15 protein-coding genes are annotated in these 15,335 nt (G+C 72.3%); 5 read left to right on the top strand and 10 right to left on the bottom strand.

The genetic code is table 11. The annotated features are described in order from the left end of the window. Positions 1-27 precede the first annotated feature (27 nt). Genes EUA06_RS14495 through EUA06_RS14505 form a run of 3 tightly spaced genes read left to right on the top strand, consistent with a single transcriptional unit; the run spans position 28 to position 3,094 of the window. The gene (locus tag EUA06_RS14495) at positions 28-885 is read left to right on the top strand and encodes a DUF2785 domain-containing protein (protein ID WP_129477019.1); all 858 of its coding nucleotides are present in this window, start codon (positions 28-30) and stop codon (positions 883-885) included. Between the two features lie 21 nt (positions 886-906). Further along, on the top strand, positions 907-2,595 hold the full coding sequence (locus EUA06_RS14500; RefSeq protein WP_129477021.1) for an acetolactate synthase: 1,689 nt from the start codon (positions 907-909) through the stop codon (positions 2,593-2,595). A gap of 10 nt (positions 2,596-2,605) precedes the next feature. Continuing rightward, entirely contained in the window at positions 2,606-3,094 is a 489-nt protein-coding gene (locus tag EUA06_RS14505; protein ID WP_207208359.1) for a GNAT family N-acetyltransferase, read from the top strand. 1 nt (position 3,095) lies between these two features. On the opposite strand, the gene EUA06_RS14510 is transcribed toward EUA06_RS14505, so the two are convergent. The 5 genes from EUA06_RS14510 to EUA06_RS14530 are packed head-to-tail and all read right to left on the bottom strand — an operon-like array spanning position 3,096 to position 8,161. Next, positions 3,096-4,496 carry a hypothetical protein gene (locus tag EUA06_RS14510; protein WP_129477023.1) on the bottom strand — a complete coding sequence of 467 codons (1,401 nt, stop codon included), beginning with the start codon at positions 4,494-4,496 and terminating at the stop codon, positions 3,096-3,098. Then, positions 4,493-5,017, bottom strand: a complete 525-nt coding sequence (locus tag EUA06_RS14515) for a SigE family RNA polymerase sigma factor (protein WP_129477025.1) — start codon at positions 5,015-5,017, stop codon at positions 4,493-4,495. Before EUA06_RS14515 ends, EUA06_RS14510 begins: the two co-directional genes overlap by 4 nt. A gap of 24 nt (positions 5,018-5,041) precedes the next feature. After that, positions 5,042-5,932: a WcbI family polysaccharide biosynthesis putative acetyltransferase gene (locus EUA06_RS14520; RefSeq protein ID WP_129477027.1), complete on the bottom strand. Its 891-nt coding sequence runs from the start codon at positions 5,930-5,932 to the stop codon at positions 5,042-5,044. Further along, a complete protein-coding gene (locus EUA06_RS22765) occupies positions 5,925-7,166 on the bottom strand; it encodes a glycosyltransferase (RefSeq protein WP_207208360.1) in 1,242 nt (413 codons plus the stop codon). The genes EUA06_RS14520 and EUA06_RS22765 overlap by 8 nt, the downstream gene beginning before the upstream one ends. Further along, the gene (locus EUA06_RS14530; RefSeq protein WP_129477029.1) at positions 7,163-8,161 is read right to left on the bottom strand and encodes a hypothetical protein; all 999 of its coding nucleotides are present in this window, start codon (positions 8,159-8,161) and stop codon (positions 7,163-7,165) included. Before EUA06_RS14530 ends, EUA06_RS22765 begins: the two co-directional genes overlap by 4 nt. 74 nt (positions 8,162-8,235) lie before the next feature. On the opposite strand from EUA06_RS14530, the gene EUA06_RS14535 reads away from it, so the two are divergent. Next, complete coding sequence (locus EUA06_RS14535) at positions 8,236-8,610, top strand: thioesterase family protein (RefSeq protein ID WP_207208361.1); 375 nt, start codon at positions 8,236-8,238, stop codon at positions 8,608-8,610. 151 nt (positions 8,611-8,761) lie between these two features. Here the strand turns inward: EUA06_RS14535 and EUA06_RS14540 are convergent, their stop codons facing one another. From EUA06_RS14540 to nirB, 5 genes are all read right to left on the bottom strand, one after another. After that, positions 8,762-9,085 carry a hypothetical protein gene (locus EUA06_RS14540; RefSeq protein ID WP_129477031.1) on the bottom strand — a complete coding sequence of 108 codons (324 nt, stop codon included), beginning with the start codon at positions 9,083-9,085 and terminating at the stop codon, positions 8,762-8,764. 208 nt (positions 9,086-9,293) lie between these two features. Beyond that, positions 9,294-10,748, bottom strand: coding sequence for a hypothetical protein (locus EUA06_RS14545; RefSeq protein ID WP_129477033.1), 1,455 nt, complete (start codon positions 10,746-10,748; stop codon positions 9,294-9,296). Between the two features lie 179 nt (positions 10,749-10,927). Then, entirely contained in the window at positions 10,928-12,046 is a 1,119-nt protein-coding gene (locus tag EUA06_RS14550; RefSeq protein ID WP_129477035.1) for a uroporphyrinogen-III synthase, read from the bottom strand. After that, on the bottom strand, positions 12,043-12,390 hold the full coding sequence (gene nirD / locus EUA06_RS14555; RefSeq protein ID WP_129477037.1) for a nitrite reductase small subunit NirD: 348 nt from the start codon (positions 12,388-12,390) through the stop codon (positions 12,043-12,045). The genes EUA06_RS14550 and nirD overlap by 4 nt, the downstream gene beginning before the upstream one ends. Continuing rightward, complete coding sequence (gene nirB / locus EUA06_RS14560; protein ID WP_129477039.1) at positions 12,387-14,966, bottom strand: nitrite reductase large subunit NirB; 2,580 nt, start codon at positions 14,964-14,966, stop codon at positions 12,387-12,389. The genes nirD and nirB overlap by 4 nt, the downstream gene beginning before the upstream one ends. Before the next feature lie 124 nt (positions 14,967-15,090). Between nirB and EUA06_RS14565 the strand changes: the two genes are divergently transcribed. Next, entirely contained in the window at positions 15,091-15,333 is a 243-nt protein-coding gene (locus tag EUA06_RS14565; RefSeq protein ID WP_129477041.1) for a hypothetical protein, read from the top strand. The last annotated feature ends 2 nt before the right edge of the window (positions 15,334-15,335 follow it).

The following is a 15,335-nucleotide window of genomic DNA, read 5'->3' on the forward strand; positions in this document are numbered from 1 at the left end:
ATCCCGAGGGGTGGCAGGATGGCCGACATGTCGACGGGGTACTGGGACCAGGTGCAGGCCGCCGACTTCGAGGTGCCTGCGGATCGTCCCCTCGACGACCTGACGGCCGAGCTCACCACGATGCTCGGGTCCACCCGGCCGGAGGTGCGCGACGGCACCGCCTACCCGGCGCTGGCCACCTGGATCGACCGAGGGGTCTACGACGACCTCCTCGTCGGCCTCGGCGACGGCATGGTCGCCGGGCTGTCGGTCGGGCTCGGTGAGGCCGGCACGGACACCGTGTTCCGGCGCAGCTTCAGCGCCCTGATCGTGGGCGAGTGCCTCGAGCGCGACAACGAGCAGCACCTCGTCCCTCCGGCGAAGATCCTCGACTGGGGCGACCGGATCGCGGTCTGGTTCCTCACCGAGCGCGATTCCCGAGGCTACGTCGCCGACAAGGGCTGGGCGCACGCCATCGCCCACGGCGCGGACGCCATCGGCGCGCTCGCCGAGTCTCCGCACATGTCGGCGGCCGAGCACCAGGCGCTCCTCGACGTGATCGCCGAGCGACTCGTCCAGCAGCCCGCCGACGAGCCGCTCGCCTCCGGCGAGCCGGACCGGATGGCCCACGCCGCGATGCGGATCCTGCGCCGAGGCACCCTCGGCACCGACGTCCTCGAGCCGTGGGTGCACCGCCTCGGCGGGGCCGGGAACCCCTTCCGCGGTCCGGTCGACTTCGACCCCTTCGCCCTCACGGCAGCTCCCCAGGCCTTCCTGCGCGCGCTGTTCGTGCACCTCTCCCTGGCGCCGCAGCCGCCCGAGATCCGTTCCGACCTGCTGCTCGTCGTCATCGAGGCGCTCCGCCTGACGAACGCACCCTTCCTACAGGTGCGTACCAGCGAGTAGCAGGCCGCTAGCCTCTGCTCCATGAGCGAGCAGAGCGAGACCAGCGAGATCTCCGGCCACAGCGGCGAGCTGGCCGTGCACGTCGCCCGCGCCCACGGCGTGGAGACGATGTTCACCCTCTCCGGGGCGCACGTCTTCCCGATGTACGACGGCGCGGTCAAGACGCAGCAGGAGGGCCAGGGCCCTTCGATGCGCCTCCTGGACGTCCGCCACGAGCAGACCGCCGCCTTCGCCGCCGAGGCCACCGGCAAGCTCACCCGCGTCCCCGGCCTCGCGGTCCTCACCGCCGGCCCGGGCGTCACCAACGGCATCAGCGCCATCGCCCAGGCCCAGTTCGCCGGCTCCCCGATGGTCGTCGTCGGCGGCCGCGCCCCGCAGAACCGCTGGGGCAGCGGCTCGCTGCAGGAGCTCGACCAGCCGCCGATCATCGCCCCGGTCGCCAAGGCCGCGAAGACGCTCATGACCGCCGGTGACGTCGCCGGCGGCATCGACGAGGCCTTCACCCTCGCCCGGTCGAGCCACCGCGGCCCGGTGTTCGTCGACGTGCCGATGGACGCCTTCTTCGACTCCTCGACCGGCACCGCCGGATCGGGCGAGGGCACCCGCATCGAGCCCGACCACGACGCGATCGCAGCCGTCGCCCGGCTGCTCGCCGACGCGAAGCGCCCCGTGCTCATCCTCGGCACCGACGTCTGGGCCGACCACGCCGAGGCAGCCGCCCTCCGTTTCGTCGAGGACCTCGGCATCCCCACCCTGACCAACGGCATGGGTCGCGGCCTGATCCCGGGCGGCCACCCCTCGCTCGTCACCAAGGCGCGCGGCGCCGCGCTCTCGGGCGCCGACCTCGTCGTGGTCGTCGGCACCCCGCTCGACTTCCGCCTCGGCTACGGCGCCTTCGGCGGGCCGGACAAGAACCCGGACGGTGCTTTCGCGAAGGTCGTCCACATCGCCGACTCCCCCGGCCAGGTCGCGGGCCATGCCGAGCTGGCGGGCTCGGTCTCCGGCGACCTGACGACGGTGCTCGACGGCCTCCAGACCGCGATCGAGCGCGGCGACAAGCCCGACTGGACCGACTGGGCCACCGGCCTGCGCGACCAGGTCAGGGCCGCGGCCGAGCGCGACGCCCAGCTGCTGACGGCCGAGGCCGACCCGATCCACCCGGCCCGCATCTACGGCGAGCTCGTCCCGCGCCTGGCCGACGACTCGGTCGTCATCGGCGACGGCGGCGACTTCGTCTCCTTCGCCGGGAAGTACGTCGAGCCCAAGCGTCCCGGCGGCTGGCTCGACCCCGGCCCCTACGGCTGCCTCGGCGCCGGCCTCGGTGCCGCGATCGCCGCGCGGATCGCCCGACCGAGCGCGCAGGTCACCCTGCTGCTCGGCGACGGTGCCGCCGGCTTCTCGCTGATGGACGTCGACACCCTCGTCCGCCACGACCTGCCGGTCGTGATGGTGATGGGCAACAACTCCGCGTGGGGGCTGGAGAAGGGCCCGATGCAGATGCTCTACGGCTACGACGTCGTCGCCGACCTCGCCCAGCGCACGCCGTACGACGACGTGGTCAAGGCGCTCGGCGGTGCCGGCGAGACCGTCACCGACCCGAAGCAGATCGGCCCCGCCCTCGACCGCGCGTACGCCGCCGACGTGCCCTACCTCGTCAACGTGATCACCGACGTCGAGGCCGCCTACCCGCGCAACACCTTCGGCATCTGAGGCTCACCAGGTGAGCAGGGTGGAGGTCCGCCGGATCCGGCCCGACGAGCACGAGCGCGCCGGCGACGTGTGCGTGGCGGCGTACGACCCGCTGCTCACCGGCGCCGAGGACGACTACCGCGAGCGGCTGCACGACGTCGCCACGCGTGACGCCCAGGCCGAGGTCTGGGTGGCGGTGGTGGACGACCGCGTCGTCGGGGTCGTGACCTACTGCCCGCCGGGCTCCCCCTGGCGGGAGATCGGGCGCGACGAGGAGGGCGAGTTCCGGATGCTGGCGGTGGATCCTGCCGCGCAGGGCACGGGTGCCGGCACGGCCCTCGCCCGGCTGTGCGAGGAGCGGGCCCGCGAGCACGGCGCGACCGGGATGGCGCTGTCGTCGCTGGCGGCGATGCGCGCTGCCCACAGCATCTACAGCCGGCTCGGCTACGCGCGCGAGCCCGGTCGCGACTGGTCGCCGGTGGCGGGCGTCGACCTGCTGGCCTTCAGCAAGGCCTTCTGAGTCAGCAGTCCCGAGCCGTCGACGGATCGTCGACGTCGTCGAAGCACACGGTGCCCGCCGGCAGCGCCGTCATCTCCGAGCGGGTGGCCATCGTCCACGACCAGGCCCGCCACGTGCCGTCGTCGCCGGCCACGACGGTCCAGAGACGTCCCTCCTCGGTCAGCCAGGTCCGATGGGTGTCGTCGTTGGTCAGCGGCACCTCACCCACGGGCTGCAGGACCCGCAGGCGGTCCGCGTCCTGCCACAGGACCTGGACGTACGCCGGGTCGGAGGCCGAGCCCACGACGAAGGATGCCCCGTCGTAGAAGATCGACGTCGGCTGCGTGGTGGACACGACCGGGTCCGCCACCTCCAGCGGGTGGTTGATCGTCCGGCCGTCGGCACCCTCGACGACGAGGACGGGGTCGGCCTCGGCCTCCAGGCGGGCGTCGTACTGGTAGCCCTCCGTCCAGCTGAACTGCTCTCCGACGCCGATGGTGCCGGTCGCGGGCCGGGACAGGGCGGGGAGGGCGTCGCGAGCCCCCTCGGCGCAGGGCTCCCACTCCCCCGTGATCAGCTCGAGCACGCAGCCGTCCTCCACGGGGCGGAGCACACCGTCGTCGTCGAGGACCCAGCGCCAGGTGTCCCGGACCAGCTCCTCCGGCCTGATGACGGTCATGCCCGTGGATGCCAACGAGCTGACCGAGCGGCTGGAGTAGAGCGTGCCCCGCCGGACCTCGTAGCCGTGGCTCCGGACGAGCTCGTAGTACGGCGTCTCGCTGCCCGGCACCGGCACGTTGCCCATCTGGAGGAGCTCGGGCTGGTCGACGACCGCCTCGACCAGCAGGCCGTCACGCAGGTCGAGCACGATCGGGTGCAGCGGGCTCTCCGGCCCCGTGACGTCGCCGTCGTAGAGGACGAGCTCCTGGTCGCCGTCGTCGTCGGCGTCGATCGGGGGGAGGGAGCTGACCACCACGTTGGAGCTGAGGTCGACGATCCCGTAGGTCTCCTCGCCGGTGCTGCTGAGGGTGGCCTCGATCCGGGCCCGGCCGGCGCCGCTCTTCGTCTTCTCGGAGAGGAACGTGACCTCCTCCTTGGTCCCGTCGCCGTCGAGGTCGAGGCGTCGCGGCGTCGAGTACTCGTCGGCCTTCCAGTCCCGGCCGACGTCCGTCGGCAGCTGCAGCTCGACCCGATCGTCCGGCTTCGGCGCGATCCGGTCCGAGCGCTCCTCGCCCCGCAACCCCTGGAGGACGACACCGAGCACGAGCAGGACGACGGCTGCGGTGGCGAGCAGCACCCGCGGCGACTGCCACCGCGGTCGCAGCTCGACCACGGGCGCCAGTGGCTGGAGGTCCTCCGGTCGTACGAGGTCGGCGCGGGCGGCGAGCGCGTTGCGCAGGCGTGCCTCGATGTCGGTGCTCATCGCTGCTCCTTCCCCGAGCTCATGGCCCTCTCCAGTGCCACCAGCGCGCGGCTGGCGGTGGACTTCACGGTTCCCTGGCTGATCTGCAGCGCCGAGGCGATCTCGGTCTCACTGAGGTTCGACCAGTAGCGCAGCACCAGCACCTCGCGCTGGCGCGGGGCGAGGCCGTGCAGCGCCACGATGACCTCGCGGTGCTCCTCGGCCAGCACCGCGGAGTCCTCCGGCGTGGGTGGTGGGGTGCCGTGCGGTGGTGAGTACGCCCTCGCCGTACGCCTGCGACGCAGGGTCGACCGGGACGCGTTGACGACCGAGACGCGCAGGTAGACGAGTGCCTTCGACGGGTCCTTGACCGCTCCGGGCCGGCGCGCGAGCGCGGCGAACGCGTCCTGCACGACGTCCTCGGCCGAGGCGACGTCGTCGACCAGGAGGACCGCCAGCCGCACCAGCGACAGCCGGTGCGCGGCGTAGAGCTCAGTGATGTCCACTGCCTCTGCCGACTCCATCGCGGTCCCCGTGCTCATGTCAGGTAGACGTGCGTGCGTCCCTCAGGTTGCCCCAGGTGCCGGACTATTTCCGGGATCCAGGAGGGCGAGGAGTGGTGCGGCGCGCTCGAGGGCCGCGTCGAGCATCTCCGGACGGCGGGCGTACCACTCGCGATGGGTGGCCGCGACCTCCTCGGCGGTCACCGTCCTGCCGTCGATCGTCCAGTCGGAGGTGGCCGGCGCGTCCAGCCCGTGCGCGGCCACCACCTCCGGCAGCAGCGGCGCCCAGAGGGACGCGAGCAGCGGCCGGTCCACGCCGGGCGGAGCGGGCTCGAGGCCGAGGGCCTCGCGCAGCCGGGCGGTCGCGGGCACGAGGACGGCGTTGCCGGGATGGTTGATGGTCCGCATCGCATCGGCGGTCGGGCGCTCGAACAGGTCGCTCACGACGAACGTGCCGTGCAGCCCCTCGCGCCGGGCGAGCTCGGCGACGGAGGCTGCCGCGACCGCCCGGACTGCCTCGGCGGTGAGGCTGATCGGGTCGCGGGCGGGCCGTCCCCGTCGCTCGTCGTCGGCGGCCAGCACGGTGCGGACGTCGTGGTACGGCACCAGCGGCGGGTCGGGCCGGTCGAGCCCCGGCGGGTGCACCAGCAGGTGGAACGGGTGGAGGCCCGCGTAGCGCAGGCTCGGCACCATTGCGGTGCGGGCGCCCGGAGGCAGCACCGCGTGGAGCTGGCTGGTGCCGACCGGGAGGCCGCGGTAGTCGTCGACCGTCGGCTGGCTGACGAGCAGGTCGGTGCGCGAAAGCAGCTCGAGGAGCGGCGGGACGTCCGCGGGCGTCAGCTCGTGGAGCGCGGGGACCCGCTGCGTGCGGACGTCGCCGGCGTCGAGCAGCAGGCGGTACGACTCGGCCTGGCAGTTGCCCACCACGACGAGCAGCGGCCGGTCGTCACCCACCGTGCCACCCGCCCAGCCAGGACTCGAGGGTGATGCCGTCGGTCCACGGCCGGAGCTTTGTAGTGAGCGGCTCACCTGCTGGGGCGAGCTCGGGACGGTCCCAGCGGGCCGCGCGCCGCAGCAGCCGCAGGTCCTCCAGCGCCGCTCGGCCGTCCGCGACCTCGCGGGTGCCGACCTCTCCGTCGAGGCCAGCGACGAGATCCGTCCACGCCCGCTGGTCGCCGTACAACCCGCGGCGGACGGTGAGGTGGGTCCGCGCTGTCGTGGGAATCGGTTCCTCGGCCTTGGCGATGCGCGGGTCGTCGCCGGCCAGCGCTCGGTGCGCCTCGCCGAGCCGGACGACCGCCCGCGGCAGCGCCGCCAGCAGCGAGTCGAGGGTCACCAGCACTTCTGTGTCTGTGAGCGTCGGCGCGAGCGTGACGACCACGTCGGCCGGACCGCGCAGCAGGCCCCGCCAGGTCGTCCCCGCAGCCGACGTGCGGTCGGCGACGGCGACGGTCTCGCGCAGGCTCGCGGCCGGGTCGCGGTCCCGACCTCCGGCGTCCGGCCCGTCGTGCCAGGCGATGGCGTCCGGGCAGTGGGCGAGCAGCCCGCCGGCGGTCCAGGACCGGTGGGCGAGCTCCCAGTCCTCACCGCCGTACGCGCGGAACGTCTCGTCGAAGCCGCCGATCTCGTCGTACCACCACCGGGTGCAGGCGACGACCGCGCCGATAAGGAAGCGGTGGCCGGTGGCGTCGGCGTCCAGGAGGTCGCGGGTGTCGGCGTACGCCGTCCGCAGCCACTCGGGCTCGGGCAGCTCCTCCCCCGTGCCGGCGAGGTCGGCGTGGCGCCGTCGGCCGACGACCAGTGCCTCCGGCAGGGCCTCGGGCAGCGCGACCATGCGCTCGACGAAGGACGGCTCCGGCGTCGTGTCCGCGTCGAGCAGCACGAGGACGTCCCCGGTGCTGGCCGCGACGCCGAGGTTGCGCACCGCGGCGAGCCGGAAGCCGTCGTCGTCCTGCCGCACCACCCGCACGCCGTCCGGGACGACCGGTGCGTTGCGAGAACCGTCGTCGGCCACCAGGACCTCGTCGGGCGGACGGGTCTGGCGTCCGAGGGCCGCGAGCGTGCGGTCGAGCTCGGCCTGCTGCTCGTAGTGGGCCACCACGACGGAGACGGTCCGCCGCGGTGCACCTGGGGGCGCGAGGTCCCAGCGGTTGCCGGGGACGCTGGTCCCGAAGGGCGGCGCCGTCATCCGGCCACCGCGGCCCACCACGTGCGGTAGGCGGCGGCGGTGTCCTCGAGCCGCGGCCCCAGGTCGGTCCCGGGCTTGATCCACGTCGTCGTCGGCCGGCGGAGCGCCTCCTCGAGGCGCGGGACCAGGGTGGAGTCGTCGAAGAGGGTGAGGGTCCCCGGCCGCAGCGCCGCCATCTCCCGGGCGTACGCACTGTCTCGCACGAGCGGACGGCGGCCCGCGGCGATCCACGAGTTCACACTCCCCGACGCCGAGACGTTGCGATGGGCGGCCACCGGCACGCCGACGCGGCGCAGGGCGTCGCGCACCCCGGCCTCGGGGACGCGCCCGGAGACCTCGACGGGCACCCCGCGGGCGTGGCAGTTCCGCAGCAGCTCGTCGATCTCGTCCGCATGTCCCTTCGCGGCGTCACCGAGCACCCGCACCGTCGCCAGGAGCCCGCCGCGGCGCAGTGCCGCGGCAGCGCGCGCCACCTGCCGGTGCCCCTTGCCGGGGTAGACGAACCCGAAGACGCCGAGGACGTGAGCGTCCGTCTCCGCTCTCCCACCGATCGCACCCTGGATGGGCAGCGGGATCACGGTGCCGTGGGCGTCCGCGATGCACCACCGGTTGACGAGTGCGTGCTCGTGCCACGAGTTGGTGGCCCAGGCGGTGCTGGCCCGCACGATGCGCCCGTACGCCGCCGCGCGGGCGCGGAACCGTGGTCCGTCGGTCGGCTGCGGGACGTCGTGCAGCGTCACCGTCAGTCGTACGCGTCGGGCGAGCCCCTCGACCAGCTCGGCGGCCGCCGTGGGGTCAGGCGAGATCAGGCGGTCGGTCACGTGGAGGTGGGCTCGCCCCCCTTCCTTGAGCAGCCCGGCGTCCCGGACGATCAATGCCCCCGCTGCTCCGGCCACCTCGCCGGCGTAGCGCGTGACGCCGTGCGTGTCCGGCCCGATCAGCAGGTGGTGTGGCACCACGGTCGCCGTCCTGGGTCGGGTCTGGGAGGTGGTCACCCCCGCATCCTGTCCGTTCACGGTCCGGTCGAGGCTCCCCCCAAGGCGTGCTAGGTCTGTGGAAGGCTCAGCGCATGGAGCGTCCCGAGCCGGCCACCCTGACCTTCCGCGTCACCGAGGACGACACCGCCGCCGCCGTCGGCAGCGGCTCGCTGCCGGTGCTCGGCACGCCGCGCCTCCTCGCGTGGCTCGAGGCCGCGACGTGCGCCTGCCTCTCGCCTTTGTTGCCCGAGGGACAGACCAGCGTCGGCACCCGCGTCCAGCTCGAGCACCTCGCCGCCAGCCCGGTGGGTGATTCCGTCGAAGTCAGTGCGTCGAGCGCGTACGTCGACGGGCGGCTGCACCGGTTCACCGTGAGCGCCCGGGACACGTCGTCAGGGAGGGTGCTGGCTGCTGGGGAGATCACGCGGGTGGTTGTGGATGCCGAGAGGTTCATGTCGCGGGTGTGACGCGAGACGTGCCTGAGCGCCTCGAAGGCAGCTCATCAAGTCGCCTCAATTCGCCGCAAATCGGGTGGGTACCCGCTGGCCGGGCATAGACGGGCGCTTCCGTCGGGGTGACGCATAGCGAACCGCGGCTCCTGCTCGAATTGCTCCAGGGTCAACCTGAACGAGACATGATGCTCTCGTGAAACTGCCCGAGTGGGTCGACCAGCCTGTACCTGATGTCGAAGTAGATCGTCGTGACGATGCGGTTGGGAAGCTCGTCGTCGCAACCCAAGAGGTAGAGGCCTGGCTGGCGTTCCTGGCGCATCGACTTGGGGCGACGGCCAGTTCCGCCGAAGCTGCGCGTTTGCGCGCGACACAACTGGTTGTGAGAGTTCGACAGTGCGTCGAGGTCGTCCCAGAGGAGGATCGCGAGGAGTTGCGGGCGGTGCTGCGGCGTACCTCGTCTCTCCTTAGCTTCCGAAATGCCGTCGTTCACGCGATGCCAAGACGATTTGAACAGGGATCTGCGGCGCAGGGACCCCCGCCTGCTGAGCACTTCGAAGTCGAGGTGCTTGTGGGAGCAGCTGCCGCGGGACTTGCAATCGTGGAGTACTTCGAAGCGAGATTCACCCGCTGGCCTGCAGGTCAACCCTTGTCCTAAGCCGGAAGGGCTGAGTGACCGTTCGCCCTACGCCGGCTGGACCTCAGGCCGGGTAGATGTCCACTCCGACCGGTGCGCCGATGATCATCCGGGCCTTCTCGGGATGAATGGGCCGGGTGCCGGTGTGGTCGACGAGGAACCCGAGGCCGTGCGGGGTCAGCCAGACGTAGCGTCCTTCGCCGCATTGGCGTGACGTGTAGCCCGCGTGGGTCTTCCAGCGGTGGTGTCGTCGACCGAGGGGGCCGGAGTTGTGGGAGCCGGTCTGTTCCGGCGGGGGTTCTCGCCCTGTGTCGCCGTGCCCGGTGTGCTCGTACGGGATCGGGTGGTCGAGGTCGACGGTGCGGCTGGTGGAGGTGGCCCAGGGCCAGTAGTCGCCGCCGGTGACGAGGTGGACCTGGTCGCGGAGGGACTCGGGGTGTTCGTACGCGGTGTAGCGGACCCTGTCGGAGAGGTCCTTAACCGGTTGGACCTTCACGACGGAGCCGCGCAGCAGTTCGGTGAGCTGCGCGAGGGTGACCGGGCCGAACCCTTCGACGCGCGCGACACCGTCGGTGCCGCGAAGGGCGGCCTCGTGGAGGTGAACGTGCAGGACGGCCTTGGGGGCGAGCGGGGTCAGGTCGATGCCGCGGAGCGCCTCGAGCAGGTCGGCGGGGAAGGCGTAGGCGCGGGCGGGCGTCGAGGGCTCGGTGTCGTCGAGATCCAGGTCCAGCTCAGGCTCTGCCTCGGATTCGGCGTGCTCGAGCAGGAGGGTGAACAGCTCGGCGGGCCGTGCGAGCCAGCCGAACGCGATCGCGCGGAGCTCGTCGGGGCTGGCGTCGGGGTGAAGAGGCTCGATGATCTCCGCGACCCGGTGGACGGTGGCGTCGACGGCCACGGCGTCGCCTGCCTCGAGCTTGGCGATGAGGGTGCGGAGGCCGTACTCATCCGTGCGGCCGAGGCCGAGGTAACGACGGCGGCGTTCGGCCTCGCACCGCTCATCGTGGAGGTCGGGGTCGGCCTCGATGACCTTGGCCTCGGCGACCTCGAGCACGCGCCCGGGCGCTTCGCTGGCGATCATCCGGGACACGGCGGTGTCGACGACGTGGACGCGGTCGGCCGGCAGGTGGCGTGCGAGCTTCGCGACCTTGCGGGCGACCCAGACCTCGCACTCGCCGCGGCGGGTGACCGCCCAGATCAGCGGGAGTCGGTGCTCGAGGTCGAGGACGTCGGCAAGCATGTTCTGCGTGGCGGTGACACCGGCGCCGCGGGCCAGGGCGATCTCGCCGAGGCAGAAGTCCTGCACTCCGGGCGTGCCCTCCCCGCCCACCTGACGCAGGATGTTGCCGACGCGGCGGGCGATGTGGCCGTCGGGTCCTTCGGTGGGGTCGGTGGAGTGGATCGCGGCCCACGCCGAGAGGAGCTCGAGCTTGGTCACCTCGGCCAGTCGGGACGCTCGCTCGGCCTCGGTCGCGGCGGCCAGGAGGGCCTTCGCGTCGAGGTCGAGGAGGTCACTGTTCATGAGGTCGACGCTAGCCGTGACCACCGACAGTCGTGCTCCGGATTCACGCTCAGATCCGGATGGTGGACAACTATTTTCGATCGTGGTTTCGAGGCTCGTCGCTGGCGCTCCTCGCACCTCAACCACCGAAGGGAGCTGGCGCTCCTCGCACCTCAACCACCGTGGGGGTCAGCGGGCTGTCAGTCGGCGACGGCCAGGCGGTACCCGCGCTTCACCACCGTGAGCACGGCCTTCGTGCCGACAGCGGCCCGAAGGCGAGCGACCGCCATCTCGACGGCGTGCTCGGAGCCTGCCTGGCCCGACGGCAGCGCAGCCAGCAGGGCGCGGCGCGGGACCACGAAGCCCGGGTTGACCAGCAGCGCCATCAGCACCGAGAGGGGCGCGGGCGACAGCTCGATCGGCACGCCGTCCAGCAACAGGGAGTCGGCGTGCACGATGAGTGTCCGGCCGTCCGCGAGACGTACGTCGACCCCGTCCCGGCGGGTCGGCAGCTCGGTCTCCAGCTGCTTGACCATCCCGGCAAGTCGCGAGCGGTCCGGGAAGATGGTCGGCACCCCCCACATCTCGAAGGCGGCGGCGGTGACCGGTCCGACACAGGACGCGACGACGTCGGACTGGAAGGCGGAGATGAGGTCGTCACGCCTACCCACCGAGTACGCCGCCTCCATCAGCGCTGCGACGGCCGGCGCGGACGTGAACGTCACGGCGTCGAGCTGGCGGTCGGCGATCAGGTCGATCATCGCGAACATGGGTGCCGGGTCGTCCGCCGACTCCACGCGGTAGATCGGCACGGTCAGCACCGACGCACCTTGGCGCCGCAGCGCGTGCGCGGCCATCGACAGCGACTGGCCGTGCTCCTGCACGACGATCCGCTTGCCGGTCAGGTCGCGACCGCGCAGGTGGGCCAGCACGTCCTCGAAGCACTCGGACTCCGGCGACCACAGCTCGCGGAGCCCGTGTCGACGCAGCACGCCGACGCTCTTGGGACCGCGGGCGAGGATCTCCGACTGGCCGAGCACGGCCACCAGGTCGTCGTACATCCCGGCGTCGGTGGCAGCGTCCAGCCACGTCTTCATCCCGACACCGGTGGTGGCGAGGAAGAGGTCGACGGGCGCGGCCAGCACCTCCTTCGTGGCGGCGAGCAGCTCGCCCAGGTCGACGTGGTTGGGCTCCATCGACAGCGCCGCGGCCCACTCCACGCACGCACCTCGACGGCGCAGCAGGGCCACCTGCTCCTCGGCCTTGCGAGCAGCGGTGACCCCGATCCGGAAGCCGTCGAGCGGCAGGACACCGCTCATGCGGCCTCCCGCGGCGAGCCCACGACCACGACGCCGTCGACGACCGCGACGTCGTACGACGGGACGGACACCGCCGGGTCGTCGACGCACTGGCCGGTGCGGAGGTCGAAGGCCTGCTTGTACATCGGCGAGCTCACCACCGGCACGTCACCGCGGGTCCCGACGATGCCGCGCGACAGGACCGAGGCCCCGCTGAAGGGATCGACGTTGCCGAGGGCGAAGACCTCGCCGGCGTGGGTGCGGAACACTGCGACGGCCTCGCCGTCGACCAGCGCAGCCACGCCGCCCTCGAGCGGCACGGCCTCCACCGCACACACCGTCGTCATCGCGGCGAGCTCGATCATGCCGGCGCCCCGACCGGGATCAGTGCCGGCGCGATCGGTTGGATCTGGCCGCGCTCGGTGGTGAACTCGATCGTCGGGTCCGGCGTGCCGGGGGCGTTGACGAAGGTGACGAAGCGCTCGAGCTTCGACGGGTCCTCCAGCGTCGCGCGCCACTCGTCCTCGTAGCTGCCGACGTGCCGCGCCATCTCCGCCTCGAGCTCGGCACCGAGGCCGAGCGAGTCGTCGACGACGACCTCGCGCACGCGGTCGAGGCCACCCTCGAGGTGCTCGATCCACGTGGAGGTGCGCTGCAGCCGGTCGGCGGTGCGGACGTAGTACATGAGGAAGCGGTCGAGGTACGCCACCAGGGTGGCGGTGTCCAGGTCACCGGCGAGCAGCCGCGCGTGGGCCGGGTTCGCTCCCCCGTTGCCGCCGACGTAGAGGTTCCAGCCCTTCTCCGTCGCGATCACGCCGAAGTCCTTGCCGCGCGCCTCGGCGCACTCGCGGGCGCAGCCGCTGACGCCGCCCTTGAGCTTGTGGGGGCTGCGCAGGCCGCGGTAGCGCAGCTCCAGCGCGATCGCGAGGCCGACGGAGTCCTGCACGCCGTAGCGGCACCACGTCGAGCCGACGCACGACTTCACGGTGCGCAGCGATTTGCCGTAGGCGTGCCCCGACTCGAAGCCGGCGTCGACCAGGCGCCGCCAGATCGCGGGCAGCTGGTCGATCCGGGCACCGAAGAGGTCGATCCGCTGGCCCCCGGTGATCTTCGTGTAGAGCCCGTAGTCGCGGGCGACCTCGCCGATCACGATGAGCTTGTCGGGCGTGATCTCGCCGCCGGGGATGCGCGGGACGACGGAGTAGGTGCCGTTGCGCTGGATGTTGCCGAGGTACTTGTCGTTGGTGTCCTGGAGCTCGGCGGTCGCGGGCTCGAGGATGTGGGTGCTGGTCTGGCTGGCCAGGATGCTCGCGATCGCGGGCTTGCAGATGTCGCAGCCGCGGCCGGTGCCGTGGGCCTCGACGATGTCGTCGAAGCGGCGGTAGCCGTGCACGGCGACGACGTCGAAGAGCTCCTGCCGGGTGAGCCGGAAGTGCTCGCACAGGCCCTTGTCGACGACCTTGCCGAGGCTCGCGAAGTGCTCCTCGACCAGGTTCTTCACCGTCGGCACGCACGACCCGCAGGTCGTGCCGGCGCGGGTGCACTGCTTGACGTCGGCGACGCTCTCGCAGCCCTGCTCGGCGACCGCGTGCAGGATGTCGGCCTTCGTCACGTCGTTGCACGAGCAGACCTGCGCCTCGTCGGGCATGCCCATCGGCGCGCCGCTGCTCGCGGGCAGGATCAGCTGCTCGGGGTTGTCGGGCAGCGCCAGCCCGCTGCTGACCATCGGCCGCAGGATGCCGTACGCCGATGCGTCGCCGACCAGGATGCCGCCGAGCAGGCGCCGTCCGTCCTCGCTGACGACGAGCTTCTTGTAGACCCCGCTCACCGCGTCGGCGTACGTCAGCTCGAGCGCGCCCTCGGTCGTCGCGAACGCATCGCCGAAGCTCGCCACGTCGACGCCGAGGAGCTTGAGCTTGGTGGACATGTCCGCGCCGGTGAAGGTGCCGGGACCGTCGAGGAGCGCGTCGACGACGACCTCCGCCATCGCGTAGCCCGGCGCGACCAGGCCGTACATCGTGCCGCCCGGCGCCGCGCACTCGCCGATCGCGAAGACGTGCGGATCGGCGGTGCGGCACTGCTCGTCGACCAGTACGCCGCCGCGCGGGGCGGTCTCGAGGTCGCACTCACGGGCCAGGGCGTCGCGCGGCCGGATGCCGGCAGAGAAGACGACGACCTGCGCCTCGATGGTCGTCGTGGGCGCGCCCTCCTCGGTGCCGGCCTGCCTCACACGCAGGCCGGTCACCGCGTCACCGCCCTCGATCTCCTCGGTGAGGACCCCCGTGTGCACGCTGACGCCGAGCTTCTCGACGTGCCGCACCAGCGTGGAGCCGGCGGCCCCGTCGAGCTGCACGGGCATCAGGCGCGGCGCCATCTCGACGACGTGCGTGTCGAGCCCCAGCTGCACGAGGGCGTTCGCCGCCTCGAGGCCGAGCAGCCCACCCCCGATGACGATGCCGCTGGTCGCGGACGCGCTTGCCGCCTGGATCGCCTCGAGGTCCTCGATCGTGCGGTAGACGAAGCAGCCGGAGCGGCCGCGGCCCTCGACCGGGGGCACGAACGGCGCCGCACCCGTCGCGAGGACGAGGACGTCGTAGTCGTGGACGGTGACCGCCCCGGGGTGCGCGAGCAGGTCGCCGACGGCGCTCGGCGGCGACACGACCGTCACCGTGCGCGCCACGCGGTCGATCTCGGTCACGACGCTGTCGATGACGAGCCGCACGCGCGGGTCGTCGTACTCGCCGCCGGGCAGGAGCGAGAGCGCCTCAGAACCCTGGCCGAACCAGCTCGTGAGGCCGACGCGGTCGTAGGCCGCGCGCGGCTCCTCGCCGAAGATGACGACGTCGTGCGTCTCGGTGAGCCCGCGCTCGACCGCGGCCTGGGCGAACCGGTGGCCCACCATGCCGTGCCCGACGACGACGATCCGCTGGCGCTTGGTCATGCGGATGACCGTAGGAAACGGATGTTGTCGGAGCCCTCCGAGAATGTTTCGGGGAGGAAAACTGGGTCGCACCACGTCACAGCCCTCCGACTGCGCCGCTCCGGGCTCGGGCTACGGTGGCCCCATGTCTGCACCCATCGAGCACTGGTGGCCCCGGTTGTCGCAGGAGACCCGTGACCTGCTCATCGCCAGCAACGGCGACCAGGTGCCGGCCTCCGTCGTCGCGGAGATCACGCGCGCCGGCGGCTCGGTGTCGACCGATGACCGTGGAAGTGGTCACCACACCCCCGAGGGCACCTACCTCCCGGACGAGGTCGTCGACTGGATCGAAGCGGTGGCCAACGGCGAGACCCCGCCGCCCTCCTAGTC

It is taken from the genome of Nocardioides glacieisoli, assembly GCF_004137245.1.
GTDB classification, from domain to species: domain Bacteria; phylum Actinomycetota; class Actinomycetes; order Propionibacteriales; family Nocardioidaceae; genus Nocardioides; species Nocardioides glacieisoli.